Here is a 16,848-nt window from a genome sequence, read left to right on the forward strand (position 1 = left end):
CCTATAGGTTCCGCCCGACGGCGAGGGCCCATGATCATTCAGGCGTTGAAGACGTACCTGTCCAAACGGCCCATCGCTTCCTGGACCCGGCTCAAAGGCAGCGCCAGATTCATTCGGATGGCACAGGGAGCCTTGAACTGCCGCCCATCCTGAACGGCCACGCCCACATCCCAGGCACGCTTGAGCAGCTGGTCCAGGCTCAGATCGTGGTCCTTGCACCATTGCGTGCAATCAAGGAAGAGCATGTAGGTGCCCTGCGGCTTGGAGAGCTCGACTCCCCTGAAATGCTGCCGGATGTAGTCGAAGGCATAGTCCACATTTCCGGTCAGGACCTGCCGGAGTTCATCCACCCATTCCTGGCCCTGGGGCTTGTAGGCTCCGATCAGCGCATGCATGGACAGCACGTTCATGTCGTTGTAGTGGGCCTTTGACCCCTTAGCCACGATCCTGTCGCGCAGGTACTTGTTATAGATGATGTGGTAGGAGCCGACCAGCCCGGCCAGGTTGAAGGTCTTGCTGGGCGCATAGAAGGCAGCCGTTCTGTTCCGTGCATCCTCGCTGACCGACTGGGTGGGAATGTGCTTGTTGCCTGCCAGGATCAGGTCTGACCATATCTCGTCGGAGATGACTACGCAGTCGTTCTCCTTATAGACCTCCATGGCCTTCTCGATCTCCCACCTCTCCCAGACGCGGCCGCAGGGGTTGTGCGGGCTGCAGAAGACAGCGACATGGATGCTGTTCTCCTTGAGCTTGCGGTCCATGTCCTCGAAATCCATGCGCCAAATACCCTGCTGATCCTTTTTCAACGGGCTGTGCACAATGTGGTAGCCATTGTTCTCGATGCAGGATGTAAAGCCGACATAGGTCGGGCTGTGAAGCAAAACCGCATCACCGGGAGCCGCAAAGGCAGTCAGGGTGGAGACCACCCCGCCCAGAACCCCATTCTCATAGCCGATGTCCTCTGCCGTCAGACCCTCCACACCATTGCGGATGCGCTGCCAGTCGATAATTGCATCGTAGTACTCATCAGAGGGATCGAAATAGCCGAAAGCCGGATGCTTGGCTCGTTCGATGATGGCCTCGGGTATGGTCGGCACCGTAGGGAAATTCATATCGGCCACCCACATGGGGATGACGTCGTAGCCTTCCTTGGGAGGGTCGGGGGCGAATCCAGGCTCGGCGCCCAGGCCGTCAACAGCAATGGCGTCCTTGCCGTGCCTATCCATGATGCTGGTGAAATCGTAAGTCATAGTCAACCTCTCATCCCGTGCTGATCCGCTCACAGCGACCTTCCGCCAGTTTACAGCTGTGGTCTGGTTCTGAGTGTTCGGCTCCAACGGCAAAACGACGATGGCGCTATCTGCCTTGAGCCAGCTTATGAGGGTGCTCAGCATGATGAAAGAGTCGAAGCCAGTTTCATCTTCTCTACGGCCTTTCGCCCAGCTGGCGGACTTCCTATGCGAAATCCTTGGGCCTGACACGAAAATGGTTCTTCAGAATGCCAAGGATGTCTCGCATCCGATGGTCGCCATCGCCAGCGGCCACTTGAGCGGACGCACCATAAGGCAGTCCCGCCACCGACCTGTTCCTGCGCATCTGACGGAACCATGAAGACGACCAGCGTGACTATCTGACCCATTACACTGGCTACGCCATCCAAGGACGCCCCATGGCCTCCTCTACCTTTTCCTGCGGAATGCAAAAGGACGGGTGATCTGCTTTCTCTGCATCAACACCGATAACTCCGCCTTCCAGCGGGCCAGCCAGCAGCCAAGGCGGGCAGGCGCCTATCTGGATGCACTAGGACTGACCGGATCAGCCGTGAATCTTATGGACATGGAGACCCCGCCAGAGGAATCGGACACCCAACGCGTCCAGGCCAAACGGAATTCCAGTGCCGTCCATCCAAATGCCGGGATCGGGGCCGACCAATCGACTCATGAGGCGCTCTCAGTGAACACAGACGAACTGGTTACACATACCATCGCTGACTTCACCGCTGAGCTGGGTGTTCCTCCGACAAGAATGAGTCGACAGGAGCGGCTGCAGCTGATCACTCGCCTGGAGGGCTCGGAGTCTCTCTCATTAAGGGCGCAGTGGACACGGCTGCCAGGGCTCTAGGGGTCTCCTCCCCCAGCACCTGCCGCTATTTGCACACGACCCGCAATGCTGCTTCGGGCCCTCGATCAGAGCACTTCGGCTCGTCCTATTCAGCGTTGACACACCCCCTCTAGGGTGTATGATTAATAGTAGATATACGGGGGACGTATACATGAAGGACCTACAGGAGCTAAGCTGTTTTCAGTTCCAGAGGAGATGTACATGCGTATAGTTTCCCGATATATATCTACGACTCTTTTTCGAGCATGTTTCGTATTCTCTTCACCGATAAATTCGCATACTTAGCGGTTCTACGGAATCGCTTCCGGATCATTGTACTGTGCGTAGATCTTATGGCTGCCAGTATGTACGTCTGCTGGCATTCAAGCCTAGGTGCACGCCCGCAAATGCTCTATGATCCGACATAAAAAACGCGCCTAGCTCTTTTCCCCCGGCTTGCATGTGAAGCCATACATATTTGCATCGGCGGATCGTGGATGCTAGAGCTAGGCGGCGAAAGGACGGCCCCGGCAATAGCCGGGGCTGGTCCTTCTACTGAGCTTATCAAGAAAATTCTGAGTATAAAACCTTATTCATTCCGTTGGCAGTCATTGGAGACGAAAACCAGTGTTGGGATATGCTACCCCATTGACTGCAAGATCAATAGATAATGATCCTCCAATTCGTCCCACTAAAGTCACTGAAAACTTGTCGAAGCTTCCCAATGCTTGCTCTGCGGAACTTTCAAGGACTTGAATTCGGGACCGAACATTATGAGTCTTATGGTTTATGGGGCGAACGTGTTCCCGCACCGGGATATCCTGTCGCACACGCACCCCGACTGTCCCTGTGCCTCTGCCTTTGGGGCTGGCAGGAGATTCTCAGCCATACCAAGGCCATCCTCGGCAACGCCGAGCACACCGGACTCACAGAATGATGATTTTCTCATGGAAGTGTCCCTATAAAATCAGGAATTCGCCCGCAATGCGGCGGTCGACATCGACAACAGGACCGCCCGGCTCGAAAGGCCGTCAACACCATGGTCCTTCGACTGGGTACTCGCCATCTCCAACACGCCGTCGGTCTGGACAGACAAGTCAAAAATCCTCAACAGGCTCAATAAACCAACCGCTTAAAGACTGTCAGTCTCAGTGTGACGATGCTCCGATTAGGCTGATGCCGTGCAATCCATTCCCCGTAAGAACGGGGAATGGAGGATCGTCGCTATTATCTATTCTTGAGTATTGCTCGTCTTATTGATAAAAGCGAGGCACCAGCAAGCATGAGCCCAATAGCGGTGACAACAAGCGTGCCGCTGTCTTGCCCGGTGTTAGGCAGACCTCCCGAGTTTGCACCGGAGCTATGCAGGGTTCCCGGTTTCCACATGGCGTACAGGACGATATCGTTGTCCGGCATGGTATCGGTAGTAAAATCCCATGCTTTCTGTGGAGGATCCTTTTCGATGCTCCAACCTGCAAACGTATAGCCAGGACGCGTGGGTTGCTCTTTCGGTTCCGGTATGGTGCTTCCTAGGGCAACATTTTGCATGCCTGGGGCAGCACTGTTTCCCCCATTCACATCGAATGTGACAGTATGGGTGCCGACTGACTGCCATTGCGCGAACAAGGTGATATCTTCGCCGCCTGGAGCGTCTTTGGAGAAGTCCCACCATACTCCGCTGGCGTCTGCCTTGGTGTTCCAGCCGACAAAGGTATATCCAGGTCTTGTCGGGTTTGTTGGTGCTCGCACCAGATCTACCGATACGAGATTCTGCGCGACCGGTGTTTTACCTATGCCTCCGTTGAGGTTGAAATTCACGGTTGAATAGAAATCATTGTTCTTTTGGAAGAATGCGGTGCCGAGTGCTGTATCTCTACTGGCAAGTCCAAACAGGAATGTCGAGTAATCGATGCCTTGTACCGAATCAGCCTGCCAGTCAGGCTGCGTTAAGCTATACCGCCAAAGGATCTTTTTCGACGTATCCGACTGTAGGCTGTACACGCCCTTGTTCTGTCTGTATAAATTCAGAAGATCTTCAGTGCCGCTCGGATTTATTGGAAGGAATCCTGAAATGATCTGAGGAGATACAATCTTGAATTCATTGTTGTTAATCGAGTCCGCATGGTATCCCACGGGTGCTGGTGCTGTTCCGGCCCCATTGCCCCACTCGTAAGGAGCGAGGCCTTCATCTGCCGCCCAAAGCTTGTCGGCTTTGCATGCATTGATCATATATGACTTATATTCGTCAGACTTCGAGAACATGTTGACCATGTAGTACGGGAACAGAAGCGTGAATGACGACATGTAGTGATCGGTGCCATCTGTGAGAAGCTTGAGACCCTGATAATCCTTGGTGAGGAGGTTGGCTGGAGTGGCGTATTTATTCTTCCACAATTGAGCAGCCTTGCCTTCTGGCTTGTCGATGTTCTGGTTATAGGCAAGCCAAGCCACGATAATATACTCATTGTAAGGAAGCGTTACAGCTTTGCTGTCCCCCGTTCCGTTCGCATTCATGATCATGTAGATTCCGCCGGTATTCGGGTCTGCTATGGCTGCGCCGAAATCGATGGAATGATACAGTTTGGCGACCATCGTGTTGAGTTCTGGATCATTAAAGTAGTTGGCGGCGAATAGAGCCCCTGTCACAAAAATTGCTGTGTCAATGGTGCTGAACTCTGAATTCCATTCTCGATGGCCATCTTCCAAATTGATAAAATGACGGAAATACCCGTTGGTGGTCCGCTCGGCGTGGAATCCTGGTGTGAGCCCGGTCATCGTTCGGATCGTCGTTTTCACATTGGAAAGAGCTTGAGGCTCCCAGCCTTTTTTGTGAGCAATAGCTTCCGACATGAGCCCGATGCCGGAGGCTGCGATGGAGGATGGATGATATGGCGGACTATCAGTAAGTAATATGCTGTCCCTGTATATGCCTTTCTCATTTCGCAAGTCCTTAAACACCTGATAGCTATTGCTAAACAATGTATCTAACGTGTCTGCCTCCGCAGCGTTATCTTGTTGACTGATTTCATCAGCGCGAGCAGGATACGCAGAGGATGCAAACGGTATCGCCAATAAAGATAATGCCAATATGGGCGCAAGTATTAGCCGGGTGTATTTATACGCACTCTTCATGTCGAGAAAACTCCTTTATTAGGATGGGAGGGGCTCTGCTGCTTTGCAAAGCTCAATAGTCAACTCTATCTGAATGCATCAAGAGCGCAATGAAAAAAGGGCCATTCCGGGCATGAAACATGTAAGTATTTTTTTCATTCTTACATGTGGCTATGGTCCCATCTGATCTGTGTATTATGTCTTCTGAGATATGCCCGATTTCAGCGATCGCGACGATGCGACCACCCGTCCGAAAGCGTGGCGGCAGCAGCATAGCGATACCAGCCAGGAACGCAACCAGCGCATCCGTACACTCCCCAAGCAAGGTAAAGATGCGATCTTCGACGCTCCGCCGAATCTCAGCAGGGCAGTAAGCTCCTCGAAGCCCGGCACAAGAAGATCGAGCGGATGCCTGCACACTCAAATGCAAGGCACCCATACAGGTGGTGCGAGCGCTCGACCGAAGTCGGCAGTGAAGATGATGCCAATCTATTTCCCCATGCAGGACAGTATGCATTTAGTATACATTTTGAGTCTAAGCCCCCATGTCAGCAAGCATAAGAAAACCCCTGCAGGCTTGGTGCTCGTAGGGGTTTCGTCTGGTGGGGCCTCAGGGGCTTGAACCCTGGACCGAACGATTATGAGTCGTTTGCTCTAACCGACTGAGCTAAGGCCCCACGCCGATCGTACCGGCCAGAGTCATGGTATCAAAACGACTCGTCATCAACCAGATCCGGGTTGTCGAACCTATTTGGCGACCTGATTGTAGACAGGCAGACCCATGTACCCGAAAGGAGCCTGGCGGACCTGTTTGCCGGCCACTGCCGAGACCTTCCTGTACCAGAGCGGCAGCACTGGAAGATCCTTGAAGAGCACAGCCTCGGCCTGGCGGTAATCCTGCATGGCTTCGTCCTGGTCGGACTTGGAGGCAGCTCGAGAGAGGATGGCATCATATTCTGCACTTTTGTAATCCCCGTTGTTCAGCCCCTTGCCATCAGCCTGGCTGGAGGCATAACCCTGAACCAAGTAGCCCTCGGGATGGGGATAGTCCGAGGTGATGCCCGAATTGAAAATGCTGTTGATCTGACGGTTATGAACCGCCGTATTGAATTCCTTGCCGGTCGGGAAGATATTCGGTTCCGTCTTGATCCCCAGAACCTGGGCGTACTCATGCAGAACCGCATCTACCCAGTCCTTGTCGGTCCCGTCGGCGCTGTACGCGATGCGAAGCGTGCCCTTCCAGGAAGATATGGCGTCAGCCTCCTTCCAAAGTTTACGAGCCTGGTCCGGATCGTGGCTCAGCACCTCATTGCCTTTGAGGCCGGCGGCATTCCCCTTGATGGTGGGGGCAAGAAAATCAGTAGCCGGTGTCACCGAACCGGCGAAGACCTTGTCTGCTATTTCCGCGCGATCCAGGGCATATGACAGGGCCGCCCGGCGAAGGGCGCCTTCCTGCCCCTGGAAATGCTCCAAGCCTTGCGGGATGGTCAGGGATCGGAAGGCCGGCCCCGGCTTGATCAGGGGCTGCAGGTCCGAATCGGCACGGAAGGTTTTCAGGCGGGAGACCGGAACCGTATCGAGCACGTCCAGGTGGCCGGCTTCGACATCAGCATAGGCGGCATCAAGGCTCTGGTAGTCCCTGAACTCCAGGCTTCCGTTCCGAACCTTGCGCGGCCCTTTGTATGCAGGATCCTTCTCCAGCCTGATTGCCTGATTGGGCACCCATGATTTGAAGCGGTAGGGCCCATTCCCGATCGGTTTCTTGCCGAAGGCTTTGATGTCCTTGTAGGCGGACGCGGGCAGGGGAAGGAAGGCTACATCTCCCACCTTGTAGGGGAAGGAGGAATCCGGCTTGCTCATGGTCACCTCCAGAGTCAGGTCGTCAACCACCCGAAGACCAGACAGAGGGGTCTTGGGGTCGCCATGCTCATCCTGCACCTGCTCGTACCCGGCAATGGTCGAAAAAGCCGAGGCCCCCAGCTGCCCATTGGCTGCATTCGCGGCAAAAGACCACGAATCCGCGTAGGTCTTGGCGGTGATCTTCTCCCCATTGCTGAACGTGAGTCCTGGTTTGAGGACGATCGTGTACCGGCTTGCATCCTCATTGGGAGTAATCGATTCGGCCTCGACCAGGGTCATCCCGCCTTTGGCGTCGAAGGTGACCAACCCATCGAATAGCTGGGTCACCACCTTCCAGCCCGCGGTGTCGTTGGTGCTGGAGGGAATCAGAGGAGCCGCAGGTTCGGCATTGTTGACGCTGATGGCAGCATGGGGGTCGATTCTGTCTTCGTGGGAAGCCTGGGAGGTGCCGCAAGCGCCCGTTGCCAGGATAAGGGGCAACACCGCTGCTGCGAGGTAGGAACGAAGCTTGGTCATAGGAGGACCCTTCCTGCCCGGTACGGGCTGTCACAGCTGCACAACAAACCTATAGTCAATGCAGTCGGTTTGGCGAGGATGCCGATGTTCAGACCTGCCTGACATCCCGCCCGGATGCCAGCCGATCCAGCGCACCGGTGCTGCCGATGGCCCGGAAGAGGAACCAGCTGGTCAGTCCAGCCAGGACCACTCCGCTGATCAGTTCGCAGATGGTGCCGATGATCCCTCTCGGGCTGAGGAGGGAGACCCCCTGATAGTAGAAGGCCAGGAGAAAAGCGTTATACACCAGCGCTATCAGAATTCCACCCAGAACGGTAGTTCCCAGGGTCCACCGGCGGTAGCGGAATATTCCGAAGGCCAACTCCGCGCAGAGGGCCTCGACGATGGCCTCCACAAAAATCATCGGCACGTTATAGGCGTTGCCTGGCAAAATCTCGACCAGGACGCTGATGATGCCAACATAGACGGCCGCGCCAGGCTTGCGCAATATCAGCAGGGACAGAGTGCAGGGAAAATAGAAGATCCCATGCAAAAGGGCGGCCATACCGGGAAGAAGGGCCGTCATCAGCGGGAATATCCACGAGGCGAGCAGGCTGGCCAACCAGTAGATCAGCCCTGACACCGCGCCCAGTCCGGCGCCGACCGCAATGTCAAGCGGTCTCCAGCGCAACCGATGAGCTGCGGAAATCCGACCCTGCTGCTGTTTCGCCGTCATTGAGACTCCCTTACGGCCGTCATAGAGCGGACGGCCCGTTCCTCATGCGCACAGCGATATGACGCAGCCTGCCCATGCCGACAAAGGCCCGTCCGGCGTTCCTTGACCTGCGCATGCCGGGCGGGAACGTCGACTCAAGGCTACCCCGACCACAGCTGCAGAACCAGGGCCGGGTCATAGGTCTTGTTTATAAGCGGCCATCCGCCCACTCCACCTTGCTTATCAGCCCGGCGCATAAGTCAGAAGTTCCCACTACCATGAATGCAGTTTGCACTGTCTCTCTATGGTACTGTGAGGTAGCTTCTTGGCCGAATTCATTTATCAGATGATCAAGGCGCGCAAGTCCTTCGGCGACCGCGTCATCCTGGACGATGTAACCCTGAGTTTCCTGCCCGGCGCCAAGATTGGCGTGGTGGGCCCCAATGGCATGGGCAAATCCACCCTCCTGCGGATCATGGCCGGCCTGGACACGGTCAGCAACGGCGAAGCACAGCTCACCCCCGGCTATACGGTAGGCATTCTCCAGCAGGAGCCGCCCCTAGACGAGGACAAGACCGTGGGCGAGAATATTCGTATGGCCTTCGGCGACATCATGAGCAAGGTGGACCGATTCAATCAGATCGGCGAGCAGATGGCCGACCCCAACGCCGATTATGATGCTCTCATGACCGAGATGGGCCAGCTTCAGGAGCAGATCGATGCCGCCAATGGCTGGGATCTTGACTCCCAGCTGGATCAGGCCATGGATGCCCTGCAGTGCCCCGACCCGGACGCCCCGGTCTCGGTCATCTCTGGAGGCGAGCGCCGCCGGGTGGCTCTATGCCGCCTGCTGCTGGAAGCACCTGACCTGCTTCTGTTGGACGAGCCCACCAACCACCTGGATGCCGAGTCCATCCTCTGGCTGGAACAGTACCTGCACACCTACAAGGGCGCCGTCCTGGCCGTGACCCACGACCGGTACTTCCTGGACAACGTAGCTGAGTGGATCTGCGAGGTCGATCGCGGCCACCTCTACCCCTACCAGGGCAACTACTCCACATACTTGGAGACCAAGGCCAAGCGTCTGGAGGTCCAGGGGCAGAAGGATGCCAAGCTGGCCAAACGGCTCAATACCGAACTGGAATGGGTTCGTTCCTCGCCCAAGGCCCGTCAGGCCAAGAACAAGGCCCGTCTTGAGCGTTACGAGCAGATGGAGAACGAGGCCCGGAACAACAAGAAGCTGGACTTCTCCGAGATCCAGATTCCGCCGGGGCCCCGTCTGGGCTCCAAGGTGTTGGAGGCCGAGCACATCCATAAGGCCTTCGGCGACCGCGTTCTGATCGACGATCTGAGCTTCACTCTGCCCAGAAACGGCATAGTGGGCGTCATCGGCCCCAATGGCGTGGGCAAGTCCACGCTCTTCAAGACCATCGTGGGCCTGGAGCCGCTGACATCGGGCTCCTTGGAGGTCGGCGACACGGTCAAGATCTCCTATGCGGATCAGAACCGCGAGGGCATCGATCCCAACAAGAACCTCTGGGAGGTGGTATCCGGGGGGCTGGACTTCATTGAGGTCGGCGGCGTCGAGGTGCCCACCCGCGCCTACGTGGCATCCTTCGGCTTCAAAGGCTCGGATCAGCAGAAACCGGCCGGTGTCCTCTCCGGCGGCGAGCGCAACAGACTGAACCTGGCACTCACTCTCAAGCAGGGCGGCAACCTCCTTCTGCTGGACGAGCCAACCAACGACTTGGATGTGGAGACCCTGGAAAGTCTGGAAAACGCCCTGCTGGCCTTCCCCGGCTGCGCTGTGGTCATCTCGCACGACCGCTGGTTCCTGGACAGGATCGCCACCCATATCCTGGCCTGGGAAGGCACAGACGAAAACCCGGCCTCCTGGTACTGGTTCGAGGGCAACTTCCAGGCATATCAAGAGAACAAGGTCAAGCGTCTGGGTGAGGAGGCCTCCAGACCCCACCGCATCCACCGCAAGTTGACCCGCTGAGCAAGACATCACAAGAGAGGGAGGGCCAAGGAGAAGTATGAGCACGGCAGATGAATCACTGGTCCGAGCCATCGCTGCTCTGGATGTACAAGAACAGCAGCCTGTCGATGGCCGTTCCCGCTTTCGGGGCGAATCGCTGGACTTTCCCACTGGTCGCCTCTACGGGGGCCAGCTGCTGGGCCAGGCCATCATGGCCGGCGGACGGACTGTGCCCGGAGGTCGACTGCCCCACTCGATGCATGCCTATTACCTGCGTACGGGACTCCTGAAGCAGGACATCCAAGCGGAAGTTGAGACCATTCGCGACGGGCACTCCTTCTCCTCCAGGCGAGTTGATCTGCGTCAGGGGGAGCGGACCATCCTGGACGCCCTCCTCTCCTATCAGCAGGTCGGCCAGGAGGGTATCCACTATGGCGATCCCATGCCGACCGGTCTGCCAGATCCGGAGGATCTGCCTGGCTCCCGGGAACAGATGGAACCCTATGCCGACCAGTCCCCCTTCGCTGACTACTATGCTCATCAGAGCCCCTTCGACCTCCGTCATGTGGGCGGTACGGTCCTGTTGGACGATGCAGAAAACAGTGATTCCGGGGATGACGGCAGAAGTCGCCAGGCCGTTTGGAGCCGCACCCAGGGAAAAGCCGACCTGGACCCGCTGATGCGCCGGGCCCTGCTGGCCATGGAATGCGATCAGATCATGATGGAACCCGCCCTGCGTCGTGCTGGGCTGAGCATGACCACTCCGGGGATTTCCTTCGCCTCCATCGACCATGCTATGTGGTGGTATCAGGATCTGGACCCTTGTGACTGGCACTGCTTCATTCAGGAGTCCCCTGTGGCCGCCCACGGCCGCAGCCTGTGCATAGCCAAGGTCTACACCCGTCAGGGTGATCTAGCGGCCTTCATGGTTCAGGAAGCCATGATCAGGGTGCCTAGGGACTGATCTACTGATCCCTGGCTGAAGCTTTTGCCGCAGCAACAGGTAAAAGCTTCAGCGATAATTGTCCCGACGAACCAGGAAATTTCTCAGCACCGTCACCAGCTGGTTCAACTGCGCCGATCATCCACCGAGTCAGCCTGCTTCTCGGCAGCATCAGCCGCATCGGCCATGGGTCTGCGCGTGGACTTGCGTCCGTCAGGTTTTTCAGGACCGTCGTTCGGGGGCAACTGGCAGAGCCACTCCCCCACTGCTCCGGCCGCCACATCAAACAGACAGACCAGGGATGCGACCAGGCACTCCTGCATGACCCGCGCGTAATAAGGCGCGGCTGCATGGCCCATGCTGATCAGTGCCTGACTGCCATACCAGCCCAAAAGGGCAGCACAGGCAATTCCCAAGGCCTTGCTCATGATCAGCACGTTGACCGCGAAGCGCAAATCCATTTCCTTGCGGTCTCCCTTGGCGTAACGATGCACTTGGAAGGCCATGATCAGGATTGCCAACCCCAACAGGAAGAGCAACAGGATGACCAGCCAGGGAACCCCCATGAGGTCCGTCCTAGTGGACATGCCCAGTTCCGAGATTCCAGCGCCTCCCATCAGGCCTAGGACCAGGGCGACCAGATAGTGCACAAGCGGGGTGCGGCGGGCTTTCATGACAGTCCGTCCAGAATCCAGTCCTCCGAAACCATGCTGATGCGATCACGGTCAGGAGCACGGTTGGCCAGACTCGCCAGACAGGATCCGCCAGCTCCGGGCAGGCAATGCTCAGGCTCCAAATAAGCCCAAGGCACTAGAATGCGCGATGGGGCGTCAGAGGTCAGTAGAGGCGGGCGGACCTGAGCAGAGGGAAGCGAGCCGTCCGAGGTCTCCACCTCCACCACGTCTGCATCCAGTCCGCCAATCTTTCTGATAGGGGCGGCCACCATATCCAGAGCTGACCGCAGCCCCTCCAGATCCAGCGGCGTCTGCAGGATCACCACGGCCGATAGACGCTGGTCTCCCTGTTCATCCCGGTAGGAATACAGGGGCGAGATGCCAACCAGCTGGCTGCCAGGGATCCCATCCAGGGCTGCAAGAGCCCGAAGCATGACCAATCGGTCGGTTCCTGATGCCCCTTCCAGCGCAATCACATCACGCATCAGAAGACCCTGTGCTTTGGATTCCTCAGTAGCCAGCTGGCTGGAAGCTTCATCCTCATTTTCAGGATATGAGGACAGGACGTCCTGTCTGGACGCGGTAACAGGATGACGCAGCCGCGCCCGTGCCGCTTGACCTGGATCGTCCTGACCAGACAGCAGGAGCGAGGGGTGTCCTAGCACAGCATGCCCGTCGCCGTTTACGCGTCCAGACTCCATGCTGCCCGGATTGCCTTGTATCTGATCGGCAGCCGCCCGCTCCAGGGTGACAGCCACCTGAAAATCGACACCTGTTCCCTGATCAGCGCCCAAACGAGTGACTGTGACCCGGGTGCGGCGGATCTGGTGGGAGAGCAGGATGGCATCAGCCACCTTGGCGGTCAGGGATTCCAGAATCTCGTCAATCGGCTCCTTGCGAATCAGATTGACGATCCTGCGAACGATCTGCACATAGTCAACGGTCTGAGTGCCGTCGTTGAGTCTGCCTGCCTCACTCAAATCCAGGTAGAGCACGGCATCGACCTGGTAGCCGGATCCAGACCCTTGATCGTCATGCAGGGGTGCAGCCTTGATGGAGCTCAGACGGATGGAATCCATGTTGTACGCCCCTCCCTTGCCTTGGAACATTCACTGCAGAAAAGCCCGAAACCATATACAAGGCGCCGGGCCAGTTCCGAATTCAGCGCTGGTCTTCTGCAGACGACCCGTTTACGCTGCGTCTGAGCTCCTCAGGAATCTCCACAGGAGGCTGCTCAGAGTCCGGCCGATCCGGTGCGGACAGCCAGAGCTGACGCTCAGGAGCCTTGCGCAGACCAGCGAAGACAGCAGCCAGCTCATCCTTGTTCAGAGTCTCTTTGACCAGCAATTGTCGAACGAGCTCGTCGAGCACGTCACGGTTCTCGGTGATGATCCGCCAGGCCTCTTGGTGGGCCGTCTCGATAAGATCGTGGACTTCCTCATCGATGGCTTCGGCCGTTTTCTCCGAATAGTTGTGAGGCTTCAAAGCATCAAGCCCGGAATCCTGGTCGTTCTCATCGGCCCACTTGATGGCTCCCAGCTTGGATGAGAAGCCATACTGCAGCACCATCTGCCGGGCAATGCTGGTGGCCTTCTCGATGTCATTGGATGCGCCGGTAGTCGGGTCATGGAAGACCACCTCTTCTGCCACGCGGCCGCCCATGGCGTAGGCCATCTGATCCAGCAACTCGTTGCGAGACTGCGAATAGCGGTCTGTGGTGGGCATGACTGCGGTATAGCCCAGGGCCCGCCCGCGCGGCAAAATAGTCACCTTAGTGACCGGGTCTGTGTGGTGCAGGGCCGCCGCCACCATGGCGTGGCCGCCCTCATGGTAGGCAGTGTTGCGCATTTCAGCCAGAGCCATGCCCTTGGTCCGCCGACGAGGTCCGCTCAGCACACGGTCGATGGCCTCGTCGATGGCTCGGTTATCGATCAGCTGAGCATCGGAACGCGCAGTCAGCAGGGCCGCCTCGTTGAGCACGTTGGCCAGGTCGGCGCCGGTGAAGCCGGGCGTGCGCACGGCCACGGTATGCAGATCCACATCAGGCACGAAGGGCTTGCCCTTGGCATGGACCTTGAGGATGGCCTCACGCCCCTCCAGATCCGGAGCCTCCACGGCCACCTGGCGGTCGAACCGACCGGGCCTGAGCAGTGCAGGATCCAGAATATCAGGGCGGTTGGTGGCTGCGATGATGATCAGGTTGGTGTCGTTGTCGAAGCCGTCCATCTCGACCAGGAGCTGGTTCAGAGTCTGCTCGCGCTCATCGTGACCGCCGCTCATGCCGGATCCGCGCTTGCCGCCCACTGCGTCGATCTCGTCGATGAAGATGATGGCCGGGGCATTCTTCTTGGCCTCGTCGAACAGGTCACGCACTCGGGACGCTCCCAGACCAACAAACATCTCGACGAAGTCGGATCCTGCCATGGAGTAGAAGGGGACGCTTGCCTCGCCGGCGATGGCCCTGGCCAACAGGGTCTTGCCGGTTCCAGGCGGACCATAGAGCAGAACCCCTCGGGGTATGCGAGCACCCAAAGCCTTGTACTTGGACGGATCCTTAAGGAATTCCTTGATCTCCTCAACCTCCTGGACGGCGGCCTCCTCACCGGCCACGTCCGAGAACTTGGTCTTGGGGGTCTGCCCGTCGTTCAGCCTGGCGGAGTTCTTCTTGCCACCCATCCCGAACATGCCGCCGCCGGCCGCCGAGGACATGCGCGAGAGCAGGAACCAGAAGACTCCCAGAATGATCAGCATGGGAAGAATGGAGGAGATCAGGTAGCTCATCATGCTGGTCTGCGGCACCACCGAGTTGTACCCCTCGGAGGGCTTGGCCTTCTCGACGGCCTTGACCACCTGCTCCCCCTGAGCCTCCACGTAGTAGAACTGTACGTCCTTGCCGAAGTTCTTAGAGGTGCGGTTACCGCGGAAACCGGGCACATCCTTGACGAAGTCGGTATTGAGCTTGAGCTCGACAACCTGCATCTTCTCGGTGATCTCGGCCTTCCTGACCATGCTGCTGCGGTCGTTCAGCAGCTCCAGGCCGTCCTGCGTGTCGATGGTCTGGGCGCCGTTCTGACTGCTGAAGAAACCGAAGATGGCCAGAATGATGACCACGGCCAGGATTCCCCAAAGCCAAGGGGAATGCCAGAAGGAACGGTTGCCCCCGTTGGATCCAGAACCGTTGCTGCCCAAATTAAAGTTGAAGGGGTTGTTGCCCTTATCCCGGTTGTCCCTGTCTCCATTGGGCGGACCCTGCTGCGGTCCCTGCGAGTAGCTCATGACTGCCCCCTCTGATCCTGTTCCTGAGTCGGGTCCGCATATTCCTCGGACCTCAGTACGGCTATCGAGTCCAGATTACGGTACTGCTCGTCGTAATCCAGCCCGAAGCCGACAACGAATTCGTCGGGTATGGCGAATCCCGGATACTTGACATTCACCTCAACCTCGTGCCGAGAGGTCTTGTCCAGCAGGGTGAAGATCTCCACAGATGCAGCTCCTCGCTCCTTGAGACGCTCAACCAACCAGTGCAAGGTGTAGCCGGAATCGATAATATCCTCAACAATCAGAATATGCCGACCGCGCACATCACAGTCCAAATCCATCCTGATGTCCAAGTCGCCCTCGGAGACGCTGGTTTTGCCAGCCGGATAGCTGGAGATGCTCATGAACTCGATCTGAACCGGAATGGTAACAGCCTGTGAGAGGGCGGCAAGCGTGTTGAAGGCCCCCTTGAGCACGGCCAGCATGATCGGGTTCTTGTCCCGGTAATCCCGGCTGACCTGCTCGGCCGTCCGGTTGATCAGCTCCTTTATCCGTTCCTTGGACACCAGTTCATGGTCGATATGGGATTGAATATCAGCGATGCGCATGGTCCCCATCATTGCATATGAGAATGACTTGACCCTTGCGGATTGCTGTATGGGAGCTGGGAAATCGGGGACCCTGCTGGCCGTGCCATCGACAGACCAAGTCATCCAGAGCCCGAACCTGCACAGCTGTGAAACGAATGCCCAGCCTGGTCAGCACCTGAGCCAGCAGGCGGGTGCGCAGGGCCGGATGACAGTCGGACAACCCGCGGGCATCCAAGCGAGCCAGAACCCCTTTAGCCCTCTGATCCGAATCAGGGCGGGTAACCAGTCGCCGGAACAACTCATCCACCTGGGTATCCAAATACTCCTGATCCAGACGTGCCATGTCCGCCCCCAGGGCAAGACGGCGCACCATGTCCCGGCTAGCGAAGCGATTCAACTCGGGCAGCAGGTCGTGACGGATTCGCGAGCGCAGCGGCATCGTCTTGGGAAGCGTACGGTCAGCCGGCTGATCATCGCCGTTGGTGGGGTCGTCCCACCAGCTGATCCCCTGTTGGCGGCAAATGGCCGTGGTATCCTTCCGGTCCAGGTCAAGGAATGGGCGAAGGTAGCGCATCCCTCCACGCTCCACACGCCGAGCCATGCCAGTGATGGCCTCCAGCCCCTGGGAACGGATCAGGCCGATCAGCACCGTCTCGGCCTGATCGTCACGGGTGTGCGCCAGAAGGACGGCCCTGGCACCCAGTTCGAGGGCCTGCTCGGAGAGGGCCTGGTAGCGGACCACACGGGCATCGGCCTCAGTGCCAGCCGAAGTGACAGGCACATCCACTCTGGTGACGCGGACCGGATTCAACCCCAGCTTCCGGCAGGTTCCAGCCGCGCGCTCGGCGATCCGATCCGAATCAGGCGCCAGGCCGTGATCAATCAGCAGGGCACCGCACCGCAGCCCGTTCATATCGGCCGCCAGGTGGGCTACGCAGGCCAAGGCCAAGGAGTCCCGACCTCCTGAGCAGGCCACCAGAATCAGAGGAGCATCCGGATCAGGCTGATGCACCCCGTGATGGGCAAACCGTCGATCCTGCAAGCCCAGGCCCTCCCGGTCCAGGGTTGAGCGCAGGAGCCCCACCGCCTTTTTCATCTCCGCTGAATAGACCATAGTCCAA

General features: G+C 57.9%; 13 protein-coding genes and 1 tRNA gene. 4 read left to right on the plus strand and 10 right to left on the minus strand.

The window, feature by feature from the left end:
* Nucleotides 1–38 precede the first annotated feature (38 nt).
* A complete protein-coding gene (locus ACUIAD_RS00320) occupies nucleotides 39–1,250 on the minus strand; it encodes a MalY/PatB family protein (RefSeq protein ID WP_445343836.1) in 1,212 nt (403 codons plus the stop codon).
* 145 nt (nucleotides 1,251–1,395) lie between these two features.
* Here ACUIAD_RS00320 and ACUIAD_RS00325 point away from each other — a divergent pair, with 145 nt between their 5' ends.
* Nucleotides 1,396–1,611, plus strand: coding sequence for a PAS domain-containing protein (locus ACUIAD_RS00325; protein ID WP_375315006.1), 216 nt, complete (start codon nucleotides 1,396–1,398; stop codon nucleotides 1,609–1,611).
* Nucleotides 1,612–1,710: 99 nt separating this feature from the next.
* The gene (locus ACUIAD_RS00330) at nucleotides 1,711–2,121 is read left to right on the plus strand and encodes a hypothetical protein (RefSeq protein WP_445343320.1); all 411 of its coding nucleotides are present in this window, start codon (nucleotides 1,711–1,713) and stop codon (nucleotides 2,119–2,121) included.
* Nucleotides 2,122–3,327: 1,206 nt separating this feature from the next.
* On the opposite strand, the gene ACUIAD_RS00335 is transcribed toward ACUIAD_RS00330, so the two are convergent.
* The 4 genes from ACUIAD_RS00335 to ACUIAD_RS00350 form a co-directional block, all read right to left on the minus strand.
* Nucleotides 3,328–5,232, minus strand: a complete 1,905-nt coding sequence (locus tag ACUIAD_RS00335; protein WP_445343321.1) for an InlB B-repeat-containing protein — start codon at nucleotides 5,230–5,232, stop codon at nucleotides 3,328–3,330.
* A 579-nt stretch (nucleotides 5,233–5,811) separates the two neighbouring features.
* A tRNA-Ile gene (locus ACUIAD_RS00340) sits at nucleotides 5,812–5,888 on the minus strand.
* 70 nt (nucleotides 5,889–5,958) lie between these two features.
* Nucleotides 5,959–7,587: a peptide ABC transporter substrate-binding protein gene (locus tag ACUIAD_RS00345; RefSeq protein WP_445343322.1), complete on the minus strand. Its 1,629-nt coding sequence runs from the start codon at nucleotides 7,585–7,587 to the stop codon at nucleotides 5,959–5,961.
* An 88-nt stretch (nucleotides 7,588–7,675) separates the two neighbouring features.
* Nucleotides 7,676–8,302 (minus strand): ECF transporter S component, encoded by a 627-nt coding sequence (locus ACUIAD_RS00350; protein WP_110452483.1) that lies wholly within the window; start codon nucleotides 8,300–8,302, stop codon nucleotides 7,676–7,678.
* A gap of 304 nt (nucleotides 8,303–8,606) precedes the next feature.
* Between ACUIAD_RS00350 and ettA the strand changes: the two genes are divergently transcribed.
* Both ettA and ACUIAD_RS00360 read left to right on the plus strand, forming a co-directional pair.
* On the plus strand, nucleotides 8,607–10,283 hold the full coding sequence (ettA, locus tag ACUIAD_RS00355) for an energy-dependent translational throttle protein EttA (RefSeq protein WP_445343323.1): 1,677 nt from the start codon (nucleotides 8,607–8,609) through the stop codon (nucleotides 10,281–10,283).
* Nucleotides 10,284–10,320: 37 nt separating this feature from the next.
* Nucleotides 10,321–11,226 carry an acyl-CoA thioesterase gene (locus tag ACUIAD_RS00360; protein WP_445343324.1) on the plus strand — a complete coding sequence of 302 codons (906 nt, stop codon included), beginning with the start codon at nucleotides 10,321–10,323 and terminating at the stop codon, nucleotides 11,224–11,226.
* A gap of 104 nt (nucleotides 11,227–11,330) precedes the next feature.
* Here the strand turns inward: ACUIAD_RS00360 and ACUIAD_RS00365 are convergent, their stop codons facing one another.
* The 5 genes from ACUIAD_RS00365 to tilS form a co-directional block, all read right to left on the minus strand.
* Complete coding sequence (locus ACUIAD_RS00365) at nucleotides 11,331–11,879, minus strand: DUF3180 domain-containing protein (protein ID WP_445343325.1); 549 nt, start codon at nucleotides 11,877–11,879, stop codon at nucleotides 11,331–11,333.
* Entirely contained in the window at nucleotides 11,876–12,958 is a 1,083-nt protein-coding gene (locus ACUIAD_RS00370) for a dihydroneopterin aldolase (RefSeq protein ID WP_445343326.1), read from the minus strand. Before ACUIAD_RS00370 ends, ACUIAD_RS00365 begins: the two co-directional genes overlap by 4 nt.
* Nucleotides 12,959–13,040: 82 nt before the next feature.
* Nucleotides 13,041–15,155 carry an ATP-dependent zinc metalloprotease FtsH gene (ftsH, locus tag ACUIAD_RS00375; protein ID WP_110452488.1) on the minus strand — a complete coding sequence of 705 codons (2,115 nt, stop codon included), beginning with the start codon at nucleotides 15,153–15,155 and terminating at the stop codon, nucleotides 13,041–13,043.
* Nucleotides 15,152–15,745 (minus strand): hypoxanthine phosphoribosyltransferase, encoded by a 594-nt coding sequence (hpt, locus tag ACUIAD_RS00380; RefSeq protein WP_110452489.1) that lies wholly within the window; start codon nucleotides 15,743–15,745, stop codon nucleotides 15,152–15,154. Before hpt ends, ftsH begins: the two co-directional genes overlap by 4 nt.
* Entirely contained in the window at nucleotides 15,732–16,841 is a 1,110-nt protein-coding gene (gene tilS / locus ACUIAD_RS00385; RefSeq protein WP_445343327.1) for a tRNA lysidine(34) synthetase TilS, read from the minus strand. Before tilS ends, hpt begins: the two co-directional genes overlap by 14 nt.
* Between the last annotated feature and the right edge of the window lie 7 nt (nucleotides 16,842–16,848).

This window comes from Bifidobacterium sp. ESL0819 (assembly GCF_052606245.1).